We start from the raw sequence: 18,102 nt of genomic DNA on the forward strand, positions 1-18,102 counted from the left end.
CGGCCCGGGATCAGAACTCTTCGTGTACCTCGGGGTCTCCGCCGATGCGCCGTGAGGGTTGGTCGGAGACGGCAGCCAACTCGGCGGGCGTCAGCTCGAAGCCGAAGATGTCGAGGTTCTCGCGCTGGCGACCGGGGTCCGCGGACTTGGGAATGGGGATCGCGCCGAGCTGTGTGTGCCACCGCAGCACGACCTGTCCCGGCGTCACGCCGTGGGCCTCGGCGATCTTCACGACGGCGGGGGAGTCCAGCAGGTCGGTGCCGTGGGCCAAGGGGGTCCAGCTCTCGGTGAGGATGCCCTTGTCGGAGTGGAAGGCCCGCAACTGCTCCTGCGGGAAGAAGGGATGCAACTCGACCTGGTTCACGGAGGGCAGGACGCCGGTCTCCTCCTCCAGCCGGGTGATGTGCTCCGGGGTGAAGTTCGAGACGCCGATGGAGCGGACGAGGCCCTCCGCGCGGAGTTTGATCATCGCCTTCCACGACTCCACGTATTTGCCGACGCGGGGGAGCGGCCAGTGGATCAGATAGAGGTCCACGTACGCCAGACCGAGACGGCTGCGGGACTCCTCGAAGGACGCGAGGGTCTCCTCGTACCCGTGATGCCGGCCCGGCAGCTTCGTCGTGACGACGATCTCCTCGCGAGGGACGTCGCTGCGGGCGACGCCGCGCCCGGTTCCCGTCTCGTTGCGATAGTTGGTGGCCGTGTCGACGAGGCGGTAGCCGATGTTCAGCGCGTTCGCGACGCATTGCTCCGCCTGCGCGTCGTCCATCGGATAGGTGCCGAGGCCGAGAGCGGGGATCGTGGAACCGTCGTTGAGCGTGTGCACGGGGATGCTGATCACGGTAGGTCCTTCCCATGTTGCGGTGCATGCAGTATGTCGACACGTTGAGGGCCGTGGTGGGGCGCCCGTCGTGTTCCAGGGAGAAGGGGCCGGGTCAGGTCTGTGGCAGCCAGGTGGGGGCGCCGCTGCCCCGGGGGACGAGGACCGTCCGGAAGCGGCCCGGGGTGGCGGACATGACGACCTGGTCGGTGACGCCGGTGTAGTGGCCGCAGGGGGTCTGGGCGGTGAACTGGTCGGGGGCGAGGTAGGCGTGGGGGGAGTCGGGGCCGCCGGTGCCGGCGACTGCGTGGGCGTAGTCACGGTCGAGGACACCGAGGCTGAGGATCCAGGCGGAGACCCGGCTGAGGCTGAGGCTGACCCGGTAGCTGCCGCCCTGAGTTGCCCGGAGGACAAGAGCGCGGATGATTCCGGTGGTGGCCAGCCAGGACAGGACGTAGTCGTTGACGACGCCGATGGGCGGCAGGGCCGGGCGCCCGGCAGTTCCCTCCCGGAGCATGACTCCGCTGACGCAGCCGGCGGTCTGGTCGAAGCCGACGCGGTCGGCCCAAGGCCCGCTGTCACCGTGCAGGCTGACGGTGGCGTAGACGAGGCCGGGACGCACCGCTGCGGCTTCCTCGGGAGACAGACCGATCTTCTCGAGGAAGCCGGGCCGGCGGTTGGCGAAGAAGATGTCGGCGTCGCGCAGGAGATCGCGGACGCGGCTCTGGCCTTCGGGGGAGTACGGGTCGACGGTGGCCGACCGTGCTCCGACGTTCGCGCTGTAGTACGTCACGTCGTTCTCCCACTCGGTGGGACGCCACAGGTTCAGGACGTCCGCGCCGTGCTGGGCGAGGTCGCGGCCGATGCCCGCGCCCGCGATGACGTGTCCCATTCCCAGCGCACGCAGGCCGTCAAGGGGCTGGGAAACTCCCGGCGGCAGGGGTTCGGGCTCGCTGTCGCCGATCTTCTCGATCTTGATCAATGGCTCGTGGGCGAGGTGATCCCGGTACTGCGGTTCGACGAGGAACTCCTCGGTCGTGCGCAGCATCGGCATCACGACACCGGCGTCCGCGCCGGCCTGTTCCAGGTCGGCCGCGTCCCACGTACGGATGGTCTCCGCGACGGCGGCTTCGTCGGGATAGGTCCCCAGCAGCCGGAGCGTGGCGTCCTTGATCTTCGGATACAGGTTGAGCGGCATGACCCAGCGGTTGTCGCGGGTCTCGTAGAACCGCAGGCTGAAAGGGTTGTCGGGGTCATGAGGCCGGCCGGGGCTGAAGCCGTTGAGCTTCTCCCACTTCTTGTCGTAGAAGGGGCACAGGCGATGCGGGGCCTTGCGCAGGTCCATGGTGATGTCCTGCCCTTCACCCCCGCGGTGCCGCCACAACGACGCGAGGGCCACGGACTTGGCGGTCATGCCCAGCGCCGGTACGGCTCCCAGCCGGAGGGTGGAGGGGACGATCGGGTCGGCTCCCAGGAAGGTGATCGGGCCACCGCTGTCCTCGGGGCGCATGCCGATGTCGGCCAGAACGTCGTGCAGAGCGTGGTGGATGTCGAAGTCGTCGTCGCCGGTGAGGGGATGGGCTACGGCCTGGGAGATCTTTTCGGTGAGCGAGTTCATGGTGGGGGCTCTCGACAAAGGGGGAACGGGGGATAAAACCAAGCCGCGAACGCGAGATGAGGCCGAGCCGCGAGGGGCTGCGCTCGATCGCGGTCCTACGCCTGATGCGCGTCGGGGGTCTCGGCGAGGGCCCGCATCAGGACGACCTGCTTGCGGTCGCGTTCGGCGGCCAGCTCGTCGATCCCGGCACCGAAGTTCCGCGCCTGTTCGCTCAGGGTGCCCACGGTGGCGTCGTCGAAGGCGACGTGTTCACGTGCCATCTGGTCCCAGCGGTTCTCCATGCCGGGGCCCAGGTGCGTGACGAAGTGCTCCAGGCCTCCTTGTCCTCCGCCGAGGTGGAACGTCTGGAACGGTCCCGCGACCGCCCAGCGCAGGCCGATGGAGGAGGTGACGATGGCGTCCAGTTCCTGTTCGGTGACGACTCCGTCGGCGACCAGGTGGACGCATTCCCGGAAGAGTGCCGATTGCAGGCGGTTGGCCACGAAGCCGGGAACCTCCTTGCGGAGCACCTGCGGGCTTTTGCCCAGCGCCGTGTAGAAGGCACGGGCGCGCTCGACCGTCTCCTCGCTGGTGCGCTCACCGGGCACGATTTCTACGAGCGGTACGAGATGCGGCGGGTTGAAGGGGTGGCCCACCACCAGACGTTCCGGTCGGCGCAGCACGGTGGCGATATCGGTAGCGGGAATGCCGGAGGTGGAGGTGGCGAACAGGGCGTTGGCCGGGGCGTTCTCCTCGATCGTCCGCCACATCTGCTGCTTGACGTTCAGCCGTTCGGGGCCGTTCTCCTGTACGAGATCGGCCTCGCGCACGGCGGAGGCCAGGTCGGGGTCGAAGCTGAGGCGCTTGGTGAGGTCCGCTGTCTTCATGCCCAGGCCCTGGAGTACGGGCACGGTGCCGTCGATCAGTTCGCGTACCTGGGTGTCGATGCCGGGCTGTGGGTCGCTGAGGGTGACCTCCAGGCCGTGGGCGAGAAACAGTGCGGCCCAGGAGGCGCCGATCACGCCTCCGCCCACGACCGTGACGCGGCGGATTCCGGCGGCGTCGGTGGGTTCAGTCATGGCGGGGTCCTCTCCGAGGAAGGGGCTCTTGTGAGTGCGGCCGACCCGGCACGCGAGGGTTCGACGGCTCAGGCGAGGTAGTCGTGTACGAGTTCCGCGCGGCCCAGGGTGAGGTCGGCGAGGATGTGGCTCGCGGAGACGACTTCGAGTACGGGCAGGTCGGACAGCGGCGCGAGCGCGTGGGCGAACAGTTGCAGGCGCGCGGGCCCTGCCCAGGCGCCCTTGATGGTCACGTCGGAGATCTGGGCGCGGACCAGTTCGCAGATGCGGGGCGTGCCGTCGTAGCCCGGCAGTTTCTTGAGCATGAACGTCGGCAAGGTGACTTCGTCGCGGGCCTGGGCTGGGTCCATAAGGCGGTGCTTGTAGCCCATGGTGGCGGTGGCGACGCGCAGGCTTCCGTAGTCGAGGGTGCCGACCAGGGTGTCGGAGTCGACGTACAGCCGGGGCGCACCCAGTTTCTTGGGGAAGGCGCTGATCTCGCGGCCGCTGGCGATGGCCGGGAAGCTGTCGACGTACATGGCCAGGCTGTACTCGCCGCGCTCGCCTTCGTGCTCGACGGCCACGACCTGGCCGGACTCGGTGTAGTCGCCAAGGCCCGTCACGTCGGGCATGCGCATCACCTCGAAGCGCACCAAGGGCTCGGGAACACGCAGCGGTTCCGGTACGACGGCGGCGAGTGCCTGCGGGTCGGTGCGGTAAGTGATGTTGAGGTACTCGCGGTTGGTGAACCGGTAGGGGCCTGCCGGGAAGGCAGGGGCGTTCAGGGGAGTGGTCAGAGACCGCACGACGTCGTCCGCGTGCATCAGGGTCGCCCTTCTCTCTCTTCTCAGCTGCCAGGAGCTCTCTGCCGGACCAGATCCCAGTAGTTGTTATATACAACTTGTTGTTAAGTGCAACGATAAAACGGAGTGACGTATTCCTGCAAATCCATACTGACGTCTGATGGCAGCCCGCGCTCAGGGGAGTCGGGACAGACCCAGGCGGGTCACAGCCAGCCGCGGCGGGCCGCTGTGAGGCTGGCCTGGAAGCGTGTTGAGGCGCCCAGTTCGCTCATCAGCCGGTGGATTCGCCGCTGGGTGGTCCGCTCACTCCAGCCCTGTGAGCGGGCGATGGCCGCGTCGGTGAGGCCGGAGGCGAGCAGGGCCAACAGGGAGCGGGTGTCCGGATCCGGCTGGACAGGAACGGCTCCGGGCTGCCGAGTGGGGTTGTCGGCAGGAGGCTCTCCGGCATCCGGCAGGGCGACGGCGCGCTCCCATTCGGCTTCGAAGAGGGACTCCAGCGCGACGAGCATGGGGGACTGGTGGATGAGGTAGGCCGCCGACTGACCGCCGGCCGCGAGGCTGAAGGGGATGATGGCCGCCTGGCTGTCGCTGATCACCAGCTTCAGCGGCAACTCGGGCCGTACCCGGGCTTTCTCGCCGGCTCTGATACTGGGTGCGATGTCGTTGTGCATCCTGCCGGGCCAGGCCACCGCCTCCCGGTCGTAGATCACCCGGTGGGCCACACCGTGCCGTTGCCGCTCGATCTGCCGGTCCAGGCCGCTCCCCGGGCGGTCGACGTAGGGCGGCCGGTCGAACGCGCGCAGTTGTTGTCGGGCGTCGGCCGTCAGCCGGCTCACCGCCGAGCTGATGTCGTCGCGCTCGGTCAGCAGTTCCACGGCCATCTCGGGATGCGCGATCCGGGCCGCCTCCCGGTAGGTCTCCATCAACTGGTGCACCAGTGAACGCGCTTCGTCGAGGCGGTGCTGCTGCTCATCGATCAGAGCGGTGACCGCGACGTCGGGGGCGGTGGCGGAGAAGCGGGGCGGCCGTCCGGTGGTCCGGGTCGCCAGGCCTTCTTTGACCAGCGCCGACAGCAGCCGCCCGGCGCCGGCCGGGGACAGTCCGCAGCTCTTCGCCAACTCGGAGGCGGTGCAGCGTGGATGCTCCACCAGGGCGGTGTAGACGTGCTCTATTTCCTCCGTAAGTCCCAGCACGTTAAGTCCCATGAACCCTCCGCCGTACATGTGGCGACTGTCCGCCACCCGGCGTACTTCGGCCACCAAGATTGCCTTGCGTCACTTCCGACTCGGTTGACATCTTCCATCAGTAAGAAGGCGGCGCGTCGCCTACCCCCGTAAGCGGCAGTGCGTCCCGCCAGGCAGCCTGCCGTGCTGAACCGGAAAGGCCTGCCCGTGCTCCAAGCGCATGCCCGATACAGACGGCACACCACCGCGGCTCTCGCCCTGGCGGCACTGGCCACCGCCATGGTCACCGGCACCGCGTCCGCGGACCCGTCGCCGGGCGGAGCTTCCCCCGCACCCGCTGCTTCCCCCGCGCCCTCCGGTTCCGAGCAACCGCCCACCGGGAAAACGCCGTTGGACGGCACCGTGAAGGGTGCCGCCGAGCCGCCTTCGCAACGCCAGGGAGTGGTGCCGGGCCAGGTGCTGGTCACCCTGGACCCGGACACCTCCGTCACCGGGCCCGCCCTTTCCGGCAAGGCCCAGCGCCAACTCGACGCCCGTGCGCCGCAGACCAGCGACAAAGCGCTGGACACCAAGCTGCACGCGGTGGGCGCCACCTCCCTGCAACCGCTGTTCCCTTCGCTGTCCACGGCCGACACCGGTTCCCTGACCGAGTCGGCACGCGGTCAACTGGGAGCAGAGGCGCCCGATTTGTCGCGTACCTACGTGGTCAAGGTCAAGGAGCAGGACTCCACCGCCGTCGCCAGTGCCCTTCAGGGCGCTTCCGGAGTCGCGTACGCCGAGCCCAACCGCTACGTGAACACCATGAATGCCGGAGCCCAGCCGGTCCCCACCTCCGTGGGCACCGCGAACGCCCCCACGACGAAGCCCGATGCCGGGGCCGACCCCGCTGACGTGCCGTCGAACTACGCCGTGTCGTCTTCCGCCCAGGCGTTCCTCAACGCCGGGGGAGTCAACGCGATGGGCGCGTTCTCCACTCTCCAGGACGGCTACGGCCAACTGCCCGGCACCGGCCAGACCATCACCAACGTGTCCATCGGCGACCTCACCGACCAGTCGATGGCGGACGCCGGGGACAACTACGTCAAGGGCAACGGCCCGACCACCGTGCTGAAGCACGGCAAACGGTACCTCGACCTGCCCTCGATGCCGCTGATCCCCACCTACGTGGCCGGCAACGACGGCACCCTCGACCCGTCCGGCTCGACCAAGAACCAGGACCCCTCGCTCGGCGAAGTGCTCCTCGACTTCGGCGTCATGGCCCCGCTTCCTCATGACCAGCAGCGCGAGGACGCCATCGGCAGCGGCTACACCGACCTCCTGGGCATAGCCCCGGGGGCCGACTACCGGCTGGTCGTCCCCCAGGAGCCGACGATCGAGCAGATAGCCGGCGCGCTGCTGGCCGCCGCCCACCAGTCGCCCCGCCCCGACGTCATCACCGCGAGCCTCGGCTTCGGGACGGACTCGGTCGGATTCCCGGGCCGCTATCTGGAGGACGACCCCTTCGTCCGGTCCGTGGTCGCCTCGATCGTCCAGAAGGACGGCATCGTGGTGTCGATCTCCTCGAACGACGGCACCCGGCTCTACACCCCCGCCGCGGTCGGCCCCGACGGCGGCAGCACCCCCACCGACACGGCCCCGAACGCCGCCTCCGCCACCACCATCGACGACGTCGCGCTGACCACCACCCCGTCCAAGGTCCCCGACACCGGCGCCATCGCCGCGGGCGGCACCACCCTGGACGACACACTCGCCGTACCGGCGAACTCCAGCAGCCCCTACGCCGCCACCGGCACCTTCGCGGAGACCCGGATCAGCGGCTTCGGCACCTTCGCCTCCGGATTCGGCAGCCGGGTGGACCTGTCCGCCCCCAGCGACAACATCATCGCCTTCCAGCACAAGGGAGGCGGCAGCGCACAGGCCGTCACCGCGGTGTTCAACGGCGGTACGTCGGCGTCCGCGCCCGAGATAGCGGCGGCCGCCGCGGTCGTGCTCCAGGCCGGCCGGCTTGCCGGACGCGACCTGAGCCCCAAGCAGGTGAGGGACCTGCTGGAGAAGACCGGTCGCGCGGTCGAGAGCCCGCCGCAGATCGACCGGACCCTGCACGTCGGACCGCAGATCGACGTGACCGCCGCGACCGAGAAGGCGCTGGGCGGCAAGCTGAAGAGCGACGGGCCTTCGGTCGTACGGTTCTCCGTCGCCCACCGGGTCACCGTGGGCGCGCTCGGCGGCACCTTCCTTGAGACCACCGACCAGAACCGTATCGACCTCGGTGACATGGCCTCCGGCGGCAACGGCGAGGGACTGGTCGGCCCGGTGACCTTCGGCGCCGACGTCACCGGCCTGCCGCAGGGCGCCAAGCCCCGCTACACGCTCACCGTCGCCGGCGACCATCCGGTCACCTTCTCCTCCGACACCCCCGCGATCCGGGTGACGCCCCGTCAGTTGCTGTCGGCGGCTGGGCTTCCGGTCGTCTCCACCACCGACCGCGACGTCGAGCTCACCTTCAAGGTGCTGATCGGCGGCAGGACGCAGGCCACCGTGCACCGCACCCTGGCCATCGGCCCGAGTGACGGCCGCTACGTCCAGTCCACCGCGCCGCTCGCCCCCGCCACCGCCCAGGCCGGGAAAGCGGTCACCGTCTCCTACGACCTCACCGGCGTCACCACGGCGACCGCCCCCGAGCTGGTCGTGTCCACCGTCGGCCACTGGAACCCGGTCCTCGGCCCGGTCTTCTCCGCCGCCTGGCACCAGACCCTGACCGCGACCACGGGCACCGTCACCATCCCCGCGGACGCCTTCAAGGGCGGCGGCGGGATCTACGGCATCGGCATCGCCCTCTCCGGCTTCGGCGGCAACCCCAGCCTCACCAAGTACGGCGAGTTCGCCCCGATCCGGATCGCCGGCGGCAGCGCGGCCACCCGGCCGGACGCCCCGACCATCGCCGCGACCGGGACAGGCACGACGTACGGGCACACCGCCGAAGTCACCCGCACCGCCCCCGACTTCCGCCTTCGCTACGACGTACGCGGCGTCCCCGGCGCCAAGTCCGCGATCGTCGAGTTCTCCGCCCCGGCCCCGACGCTGTTCGGTTCGCTGAACACCTTCAGCAACGCCAACGGCTCGGCGCTGGACAACGACGGAGTGGACACTCCCTCCACCGCCAGTAAGAAGCTGTCCGCCACCTCCGGGACCGTCCGTCTCGACGCGTTGTCCCTGGGCCTGACCACCTCCGCGGCCTACAGCGTGCGTGTGCTCGCCCTCGACGGCCACCAGCAGGTCATCGGGCAGGCGTCATCCGTCTCCAACCTGGCTGTTGACGACGGCCTGGCCCCCGACGGCAGCACGGTGCTGAGCTTCACCGCCGCGGGCAAGGACTCCATCGCAGCCCTGCGCACCACCGCCGGCGGCACCGAAGTACGGCACTACTCCACCTCGACCGGCGCCTACGGAGCCGTACTGACCTCGGACTCCGCCAGCGGTTCGGACTACCAGGTGATCGGCGTCGCCCCGGATGCGCACCGGGTGCTCCTCGGGCACGTGAGCGAGGCCGGCGGCGATGTCCGGCTGGAGACCTGGAACACCGCGACCGGCACCCTGGTCGGCAGCTCGACACTGCGGGCCGCGGACTACTGGGTGGTCGCAGGACGGGTCGACGCCGAACGCGACCGGGCCGCCGTACTGCTGCGCGCCAAGGTGGGCAACACCGACTCGGTGCTCCCCGTCGATCTGGCCAACGGCACCACCGGTGACATGATCCACGCCGACGACAACGGCAAGATCCCGACCGGGACGTACAGCCTGCTGGACATCGACCAGTCCACCGGTGAGGTGTTCCTCGGCAAGATCGCCACGAACATCATCTGCCTCGGCGGTGTCGCCCCGGCCCGGGTGGACCTCGACACCAAGACCGTGACCACGGCGGGGTCCGTCTCGGCCTGTGGCCACGGCATCGCCTCGGACGGCGCGGGCACCCTCTACAGCGCGTCCGCCACCGCGCTCAGCACCAAGATCGCGCCCACCGCCACTCTCACGCCGTACGACGAGGCCACCCAGACCACCGGTACCGGGTTCGCCCTGCGCAAGGGCACGCCCACCTCGCTCGCCGTGGACGGCGTCCACCACATCGCCCTGGTGTCGTTCGCGGCCCCGGAGGGCACCGTGTACTTCGGTTCCCAGCAGGGCGTCGTGTCCGACAACAACGCGACCAGCCAGATAGCCATCGTCGACCTCACCACAGGAACGGTGATCCGCACCCTGAACGGCTTGAGCGTCACAGGCCGGGGCGGCCTCCTCCTGCACGGCGTACAGGACCCCTCGATCCAGCTCGATCCGACCACCCGCACCGCTTGGACCTACGGTCCGGACGGCAACCAGATCCAGCAGTTCTCCTACTGATGACCAGGTGACCCCACCACCTGGCGCGCGGGGCGGGAAGCGGCTCAGGCTGCTTCCCGCCCCGCGCCTTGTGAACGACCGGCCTTCATTGCTCGATTTGCGCATGCGCATCAAGAACCAGTCGTGCCGCCCTTTCGTCGGTCACCACGGAATGAACCAGTCCGCCACGGAGCACACTGTGGATGGCCCGTGCCTTGGACGCTCCTCCGGCCACCGCGATGACCTCCGGGATCCGCCGCAGTTGATCGGCACCGATGCTGATCGTCAGTCTGCTCACGTCTCCGTCCAGCGGGGTGCCGTCCTCCGTGAGCAGCATCGAACAGACCTCCGCCGCGATGTCCTCGTGGCGCAGTGAGGCGAGCATCGCGGGGGGCAGTGCCGCGTGGAACTGCGAGCCTTCGGGGTCCCAACTGCCGATCGCCACGGCGGCCTTGGTGATGGAGGGGAACCGCGAGGTGGCGGCGGCGATGCCCGGCTGCGAATAGAGCGCGTTGGCCATTCTTTCGTCGGAGACCACGAGCGGCGCGTAGATCGGATAGGCGGGCCCGTGTGACACGGCTGCCAACTGGCGTACCAGATCAGCGCTGTTGGCGCCGACCGCACCGGTCACGCCCGTCATCTGCACGATGCTGCACGGCGCCAGGGCGTTGAGCGCGCGCGCCATCGCGTCGAGCGTTCGCCCCCAGCTCACCCCGAGGACGTCGTCCTCGGTCACGATCTCGGTGAGCAGTTCGGCGGCGGCGGTGCCCAGTTCGCGGCGCAGGGTGATGACATCCGGTGCGGTCACCTTGACGACCAGCGCGTGCTGGAGCCCGAACGCGGCGCGCAGCTGTTCCGACAGCTCACTGTCCACGGAGGTGGGCACGCCGATCTCGATCCGCACGATGCCCTGCTCGCGGCATTCGTCGAGAATGCGGGCCACCTTGTAGCGCGAGATGCCGAGCTCGTCGGCGATCTCGGTCTTCGCCTTGCCCTCCACGAAATATCTGCGGGCGACCGTGGTGGCTCGCTGGAGTTCGGCTGGACCCATCAGATTCTCCTTCGCGAACGATTCAACGGCGCCCACCCAGTCGGCGCCCGCCCATATGGGCAGCTTACTTGACGCATGGGCGGGCCGGATGTCTGATATTCCCACCCCGCGCCACACAGTCGTTACGCGGCATTTACGGCGTGAACATGTAAGTGCTGCGTGCGGAAGGAGCGGGCCGATGAAGTTCCCCGACCGAGCACTCGCGCCGTGTGCCCGATCCCGCACCATCCCCGGAGGTATGTCGTCGTGAGTTCCCTTGCTGAGGACCAGATCCTTGAGGGTGCCCGGGAGGTGATCCGCCGTGAAGGCGCAGCCACCGCAGGCATCGCCGAGCAACTCGACGGGTCCTTCCTGTCGGCTGTCTCGCTGCTGCTCGGATGCCAGGGCAAGGTGGTCGTGGCCGGCTCGGGGACATCGGGAACGGTGGCACGCCGAATGGCGCACCTCCTGTCCGTCTGCGGCACCCCGGCTGTCTTTCTCCACCCCATGGACGCACTGCACGGATCTCTGGGCGCGGTGTCGGAGGCGGACGTGGTGATCGCCATCTCGAAGGGCGGCGGTTCGGCCGAACTCAACGACTTCGCCCGCGGGGCACAGGAGCGCGGCGCTCGCGTGCTGTCGCTGACCTCGCGTGCGGATTCGGCGCTCGGCCGGCTCGCGGACGTGAGTGTGCAGATAGCCCCGGCAAGCCAGGCGGACCCGGGGGGAGTGATCGCGATGGGCAGCACCCTCGCCGTCTCGGCCTGGGGTGACGCCTTGGCGGTCACCCTGATGCGGCTGAGCGGCTACTCCTGGTCCCAGGTGCTGTCCGCGCACCCCGCGGGCACCGTGGGACAGATCACCGACACCCCCGAAGAACTGGCACCGCTGGACGCCTCCGCGCTGAATGGCAGGGAGTGACCCATGCCGTCCGCACCGGGAGCCGAGCTCTCGACCGAGCCGATGAACCACGAACCATGGAGACTCCCATGAGAAAGTTCCGCCTTCCCGACGAGACGGGAATCTTCCTGGTCCTGTTGGTCGTGCTCGTTGTCCTGAGCATCCTGTCGCCGTCGTTCGGCACCGTGCACAACGGTCTGACGCTGCTCCTCAACGGCGCGGTGATCGCGTTTCTCGCTCTCGGCCAGACGTTCGTGCTGCTGACCGGTGGCATCGACCTGTCGACCGGGGCCAACGTGGCCATGACGGGCGTGCTGGCCGCGGTCCTCATGCAGCACCTTCCCTGGCCGGTGGCCTCCCTGCTGGCCGTGGGAGCGGGGCTCGTCCTCGGGGTGATCAACGGCCTGATCATCCACTACGTGAAGGTGCCACCCTTCATCGTCACGTTCTCCACCCAGGGCGTCGCGACCGCCGTCCCCCTCATCATCACCGGCGCCAACTCCATCTCGGTGCGCCAGGCCGGCTTCTCCTGGATCGGCCAGGGCCGCGTCGCGGGCGTCCCGCTGCCCGTGATCATGCTGCTGGTCGCTGCTGTCGCAGCGGGCTGGTTCCTGACCCGGACGCGGCTGGGCGTGCACGTCTACGCCTCCGGCGGCAACAAGTCGGCGGCCCGGCTGGCCGGCGTGGACATCCGGGTGGTCACCATCCTGGCCTACGCCGTCAGCGGCGTGTGCGGGGGAATCGCGGGGCTCATCGCCACCTCGCGCCTGATGGTCGGGTTCCCTGCCACCGGACTGGGCAACGAACTCTTCTTCTCCATCGCGGCGGCGGTGGTCGGCGGAGTGAGCCTGTTCGGTGGAATCGGCACGGTCGCCGGCGCCATGATCGGCGCCGTCCTGATCGCCTCGGTCAGCAACGGCATGAACGTGCTGAACGTCAGCAGCTACTGGCAGTCGCTGGTGATCGGCTTGATCATCCTGCTGGGCGTCTCGTTCGACACCTACCGGCGAGGCCTGAGCGGCAAGTCCCTCCTGAGCGCACTCACCAGTACGTCCCGGAAAGAGCCGCAGAAGGAGAAGGAGCCCACGGCGGTCTAGCGCCCCGCCGACCCCAGTTCGTTCCGGCCCCGGCCCGCGCTCCTGCTCCATGACTGCCGGCCGACACAGATCTCCACCCACGTCAGGCGAGCCGCGCCGAACGTTCCAAGCAAGGAGAGAGAGCATGTCGAACCGAACCAGAGGGCTGACCGCGGCGGCGGCCGCCTTCTCCATCGCACTCCTGGCGGCTGCCTGCAGCAACCAGGCCACCAGCGGCACGACGGCGACGGGCGCCGACAGCGCCGTGCCCAGCAGCTGCACGTCGGGTAAGCCCGTGTTGGGAGTCTCCCTGCCCAACACGGTGAACCCCTACTACGTCTCCATGCGCCAGAGCTTCCTCGACGCCGGCGCCAAGGACGGGTTCGACGTCAAGGTCGCCATCGCCAACGACAGCGACTCGACCCAGCTCTCGCAGATCAACAGCTTCATCCAGCAGGGGGTCTGCGCGGTCGCCCTCAACGCGGTGAACTCCGGGCCGGGCGCGGCCAGTGTCGCGGCGCTGAACCAGGCGAAGATCCCGGTGTTCTCGGTCAACGTCATCATCTCGCCCGACGACCTCAAGACCCAGAACGCCAGCATCGTCCAGTACGTCGGCGCCGACCAGACCGAGGGCGGCAAGGCGATGGGCGAACAGCTCATCAAGGACATGGGCACGACCGCCACGATCAACGCCGGCATCGTCGGAGACCCCGACCAGATCCCCACCAACCAGCGCGACGCCGGCTTCAAGACCGCGCTCAAGCCCAACGCCAACGCGAAGGTCGGTCCGACCGTCAACAGCAAGGTCGACCCCAACGTCAGTCTGCAGGTCACCACCGACATGCTCCAGGGCAACCCCGACATCAACGTGATCTTCGCCGACACCGGCCCCGGTACGACCGGCGCACTGCAGGCGATCAGCCAGCTCGGCAAGACCGGCAAGGTCGCGCTCTACGGATTCTGCGCCGCCGACACGGCTCTGAACTCCACCTACAAGGCGTGCGCCGCCCAGGAACCGGCCGACTACGCGCGGATCGTCGTGGACAACGTCAAGAAGTACGTCGGCGGGGACAAGGTGCCGGCTGAGATCCTCCAGCCGCTGAAGATCTTCACGAGCGGCACCCCGGGACCGGGCGAAGTCGGCTGACCCGGACGTACGCGACAGCAGGAACGGAGAGAGGTGTACGAGCGTGACTGAAACAGCTGTGGAGTACTTGGCTGTCAACGCGATCAGTAAGCGCTACGGACAGACGCGCGCTCTCGACGGGGTGACGGTCACGCTCATCCCCGGTCAGGTGCTGGCCCTCGTCGGGCACAACGGCGCGGGCAAGTCCACCCTGCTGAAAATGCTCGCGGGCGCCGAGAGCCCGGACGAGGGCTCCGTACTCATCGACGGCGTGCCCCAGCACTTCTCCACCCCCGCGGACTCACTGGCCGCCGGTGTGGCCTGCGTCTACCAGGAACTTCGGCTGGTGGACCAGCTCACCGTCGCGCAGAACGTCTTCCTCGGCCACGAGACCAGCAGGCGCGGCCGTCTCGCGCAGACGGAGATGAACCGGCGTACCGCCGAACTGTGCCGGGAGTACGGCGTCACGGCCTCTCCCACCGACCGCGCGGGCGAACTGTCCGTCGCCCAGCGCCAGATGGTCGAGGTGGTCGCCGCGCTCAACCGCAACGCGCGGTACCTCCTCCTCGACGAACCGACGACCGCCCTGGAGGCGCAGCAGATCGATCATCTGCTGGCCACCGTCAAGCGCATCTCGCGTGAGCGGAACATGGGAGTTCTGCTGGTGGACCACAAGCTCGACGAGGTCTTCTCGGTCGCCGACCATGTCATCGCCCTGGCCAACGGCCGCGTGGTGCTGAGCGGTTCGGCACAGACGGTGAGTCATGACGATGTGGTCCACGCCATCGTCGGCGAGTCCGCGTCCTCCCTGACGTCCGCGTATACGACGTCGGCGAACGGGTCGCAGGCCGGTCCGACCGCGGACCTGACAGACGGTGAGCGGCAGGGATCCAAGGTCGTGCTGGATGCCGTACACCTGTCCACGGACCGGCTCAAGGACGTGACACTCCAGGTCAGGGCCGGTGAGGTACTGGGCCTGTACGGACTGGTGGGCTCGGGGCGGTCGCGTTTCCTGCGCACTCTGTACGGAGTCGAGCGACCGCCGGCCGGTTCCTTGACCCTGACGGGCACTCCGTACCGGCCGAGGACCCCGGCCAAAGCAATCAGGTCCGGGATCGCCTTCCTGTCGGAGGAGCGCAAGGCCGACGGGTTCATTCCCGGGATGAGTGCGAAGGAGAACATCGCGCTGCCCGTGCTGCACAGGTTCAGCCGGGGCGGGCGGCTCCAGCGTAGGCGGATCGACCGAGCGACGCGCGATTCTCTCAAGAAGGTCGCTGTCCGCGGGGACACCGAGCAGCCGATCACGCGCCTGTCCGGCGGAAACCAGCAGAAGGTGCTGTTCGCCCGGGCCGCCCTGCAACAGCCCAGACTGCTTCTGCTCGATGAACCGACCAAGGGTGTCGACGTCGGTGCGAAGGCCGAGATCCATGCTCTGATCCGTGCGATGGCCGCCGACGGGGATGTGGCCGTGATCGTGGTGTCCACCGAGGAGGAGGAGCTGATCGGGCTCGCGGACGCGGTGTGCGTCTTCAAGGACGGCTCCTGCGACGGCATCAAGTACCCCCGGGACACGGTCACACCGGGAGACCTCCGCCAACTCGCCTGGCCCAGCAGCCACCAGCCCGCAGGCGCACCGGAGGGAGCGGTGAAGGGGGTAACTCCCGAGCACAACTCCCGTTGACTGACGTGGAAAGACCAAGATCGCCGCTCCGACCGTCGGCCGCGATCGCACCTCGCCTAGGAGAACCACCATGCCCGTCGTCGCTGGAGTTGACTCCTCGACCCAGTCCTGCAAGGTCGAGATCCGCGACCTGTACGACGGCAAGCTGCTCGGCTCGGGAAGCGCACCGCACCCACCCGCGTTCCCGCCGAGCAGCGAACAGGACCCCGCCGCCTGGTGGACAGCGCTCAAAGCCGCGCTCGCCGCCGCCAGGACCGACGCCGGTGTGTCCACGGGAGACATCGCCGCGATCGCGGTCGACGCCCAGTGCCACGGCCTGGTCGCCCTGGACGCCGCCGATCAGGTCGTACGGCCGGCGAAGCTGTGGAACGACACCACCTCCGCACCACAGCTCGAACGACTCAAGCGGCTGATCGGAGCGCCGGAATGGATCCGCGCCGTCGGCTCCCTGCCGACCGCCGCCTTCACCCTCAGCAAGATCGCCTGGCTCGCCGAGAACGAACCCGCCAACTACCAAAAGCTGCGCCGCGTCCTGTTGCCGCACGACTGGTTGACCTGGAAACTCTCGGGCACCTACGCCACCGACCGCTCCGAGGCATCGGGGACCGGCTACTACAGCGCCGCGCAATCCCGATACCTCCCCGAACTCCTGGCCCACATCGACGCCGAACGCGACTGGGCGGACGCCCTGCCCGAGGTCAGGGACGCCTCGACGGCCGTCGGAACGGTCACAGACGCGGCCCGCGCGGAACTCGACCTGCCGGCACGCACCTTGGTGGGCCCCGGCGGCGGGGACCAGCACGCGGCGGCCCTCGGCCTGGGGATCGTTCCCGGCGACGTGGTGTACACCTTCGGCACCTCGGGCGTTGTCTTCACCACCAGCGAGACCCCGGTGTTCGACCTCGACGGCATGGTCGACGGCGTCGCCGACATGACCGACGGCTATCTCCCCCTCGTCTCGACACTGAACGCCACACGCGTCACCGACACCTTCGCCCGCATCCTCGGGGTCGACCATCAGGGTCTCGCCGAACTGGCACTCACCGCCTTCAGTACCGCAGGACCGGTCCTCGTCGCCTACCTCGACGGCGAACGCAAGCCCAACCGCCCCGGCGCCCAGGGCGTCCTCGCCGGACTGACCTCCGCGACGAGCCGCGAGGACATCGCGCGGGCCGCCTTCGAGGGCGTCATCCTCGGCCTGGTCTCCGGCGAGCGGCACCTCAACGCCGCCGGGGTCGCCACCGGCGGACGTCTCATCGCCACCGGCGGCGGTGCGCGCTCCGCCGCCTACACCCAACTCCTGGCCGACCTCACCGGCCGTGAGGTACTCGTCGCCGACGCCCCCGAGGCGTCGGCGCGCGGCGCCAGTGTGCAGGCGGCGGCCATCGCGTCGGGCCGCGCGGTACGTGATGTCCTGCGCGAGTGGGCGCCGGTGACCCGGCCCGTCGCCGCTCCCCGCCCCGGCTCACGAAGCGCGCGCGAAGCGGCCTACACGGTACTGGCCGGCTGGGACGCGCTCGACACCGACAGCGCCGGGCCCGTCGGGAGGACAACGTGACGCCGCGGGACCAGGGGCTGAACCCGGAGATCCTTGTCGAGATCGCCCGCCATCCCGGGGCAACCCTCGCGGGCAGCATCTACGCCGTCGCCGAGGCGGACCGGCTTGCCGCCGCCGAACGCCTGGGACGCGCAGGACTGTGGATTCACGCCGATGTCATCATCGACGACCGCACGCATCGAGGCGTCGACCTCTCCCTTGTGCGCACGCTCGCCGAGCGCCGGATCGGACCGCTCGACATCCACGTCATCGCACCGGAACTCGACGGTCTGATCGACGAGATCTGTGCCCAGGAGGTCGACCGCGTCACCTTCCCCTTCGAGTCCTGTGCGGACTACACGGCCGTGGCCGACACCGCCGAACGGATCCGTGCCTCGGGTGCCGCCGCCTGGCTCGCGGTGGCACCGGCAACGGAACTCAGCGCGGTCCGGCCGTGCTTCGACCTGCTTGACGGACTCCTGGTCATGCTGATCGAACCCGGCAGCACCGGCGCAGCTGACCCGGCGCTGGCGACCAAGGCGGGACAGGCCCGACCCTCACTCCCGGCCGGTGTCGACGGCGGTGTCGACGCCCGCAACCTCGGCGCCTGTCTCCAGGCCGGTGCGGAGTACGTCGTCTCCGGCCGCGCCCTGCTCTCTGTCACCCCGGCTCCTGGACACCTCGCGTCGTAGGGAACCGACCTCTCGGGCTGTAGCGCAACGGCCAGGAGAGATCGGATGAATTATCCGGAGCCCGAGTATCCCGCCAGGGCAGGGGAGTTGTCGCACATGGTGTGACAACTCCCCTGCCCTGCTGCCTTCCTTGCCGCGTCGCGGTCGATGGTTCTCAATGTGTTTGCTGTGAAAGGGAGTTGAAACCGCCCATCACCCCAGCACCGCAGGGGACAGTGGCCTCA

General features: G+C 69.0%; 13 protein-coding genes. 7 read left to right on the plus strand and 6 right to left on the minus strand.

The annotated features are described in order from the left end of the window. Positions 1–10 precede the first annotated feature (10 nt). From AB0N66_RS15705 to AB0N66_RS15725, 5 genes are all read right to left on the minus strand, one after another. Positions 11–841: an aldo/keto reductase gene (locus tag AB0N66_RS15705; RefSeq protein ID WP_365434041.1), complete on the minus strand. Its 831-nt coding sequence runs from the start codon at positions 839–841 to the stop codon at positions 11–13. Between the two features lie 94 nt (positions 842–935). Continuing rightward, positions 936–2,438 (minus strand): CoA transferase, encoded by a 1,503-nt coding sequence (locus tag AB0N66_RS15710; protein WP_365434044.1) that lies wholly within the window; start codon positions 2,436–2,438, stop codon positions 936–938. A 95-nt stretch (positions 2,439–2,533) separates the two neighbouring features. Then, the gene (locus AB0N66_RS15715; RefSeq protein WP_365434047.1) at positions 2,534–3,496 is read right to left on the minus strand and encodes a 3-hydroxyacyl-CoA dehydrogenase NAD-binding domain-containing protein; all 963 of its coding nucleotides are present in this window, start codon (positions 3,494–3,496) and stop codon (positions 2,534–2,536) included. A 68-nt stretch (positions 3,497–3,564) separates the two neighbouring features. After that, positions 3,565–4,299, minus strand: a complete 735-nt coding sequence (locus AB0N66_RS15720; protein ID WP_365434050.1) for an acetoacetate decarboxylase — start codon at positions 4,297–4,299, stop codon at positions 3,565–3,567. 182 nt (positions 4,300–4,481) lie between these two features. After that, the gene (locus AB0N66_RS15725) at positions 4,482–5,483 is read right to left on the minus strand and encodes a helix-turn-helix domain-containing protein (RefSeq protein ID WP_365434052.1); all 1,002 of its coding nucleotides are present in this window, start codon (positions 5,481–5,483) and stop codon (positions 4,482–4,484) included. A 162-nt stretch (positions 5,484–5,645) separates the two neighbouring features. Here AB0N66_RS15725 and AB0N66_RS15730 point away from each other — a divergent pair, with 162 nt between their 5' ends. Then, on the plus strand, positions 5,646–9,857 hold the full coding sequence (locus AB0N66_RS15730; protein WP_365434055.1) for a hypothetical protein: 4,212 nt from the start codon (positions 5,646–5,648) through the stop codon (positions 9,855–9,857). Between the two features lie 85 nt (positions 9,858–9,942). Here the strand turns inward: AB0N66_RS15730 and AB0N66_RS15735 are convergent, their stop codons facing one another. After that, on the minus strand, positions 9,943–10,887 hold the full coding sequence (locus AB0N66_RS15735; protein WP_365434058.1) for a sugar-binding domain-containing protein: 945 nt from the start codon (positions 10,885–10,887) through the stop codon (positions 9,943–9,945). 246 nt (positions 10,888–11,133) lie between these two features. Between AB0N66_RS15735 and AB0N66_RS15740 the strand changes: the two genes are divergently transcribed. The 6 genes from AB0N66_RS15740 (at position 11,134) to AB0N66_RS15765 (ending at position 17,878) form a co-directional block, all read left to right on the plus strand. Beyond that, a complete protein-coding gene (locus AB0N66_RS15740) occupies positions 11,134–11,787 on the plus strand; it encodes an SIS domain-containing protein (RefSeq protein ID WP_365434061.1) in 654 nt (217 codons plus the stop codon). Between the two features lie 68 nt (positions 11,788–11,855). Further along, positions 11,856–12,863 (plus strand): ABC transporter permease, encoded by a 1,008-nt coding sequence (locus AB0N66_RS15745; RefSeq protein ID WP_365434064.1) that lies wholly within the window; start codon positions 11,856–11,858, stop codon positions 12,861–12,863. Positions 12,864–12,987: 124 nt separating this feature from the next. Continuing rightward, positions 12,988–13,989, plus strand: a complete 1,002-nt coding sequence (locus AB0N66_RS15750) for a substrate-binding domain-containing protein (protein WP_365434067.1) — start codon at positions 12,988–12,990, stop codon at positions 13,987–13,989. A 43-nt stretch (positions 13,990–14,032) separates the two neighbouring features. Then, complete coding sequence (locus AB0N66_RS15755) at positions 14,033–15,649, plus strand: sugar ABC transporter ATP-binding protein (RefSeq protein ID WP_365434070.1); 1,617 nt, start codon at positions 14,033–14,035, stop codon at positions 15,647–15,649. Between the two features lie 70 nt (positions 15,650–15,719). Then, positions 15,720–17,207, plus strand: a complete 1,488-nt coding sequence (xylB, locus tag AB0N66_RS15760; protein ID WP_365434073.1) for a xylulokinase — start codon at positions 15,720–15,722, stop codon at positions 17,205–17,207. Next, positions 17,204–17,878 carry a hypothetical protein gene (locus AB0N66_RS15765; protein ID WP_365434076.1) on the plus strand — a complete coding sequence of 225 codons (675 nt, stop codon included), beginning with the start codon at positions 17,204–17,206 and terminating at the stop codon, positions 17,876–17,878. Before xylB ends, AB0N66_RS15765 begins: the two co-directional genes overlap by 4 nt. Positions 17,879–18,102: the final 224 nt, after the last annotated feature.

The organism is Streptomyces sp. NPDC093544 (genome assembly GCF_040683495.1).
GTDB lineage: Bacteria > Actinomycetota > Actinomycetes > Streptomycetales > Streptomycetaceae > Streptomyces.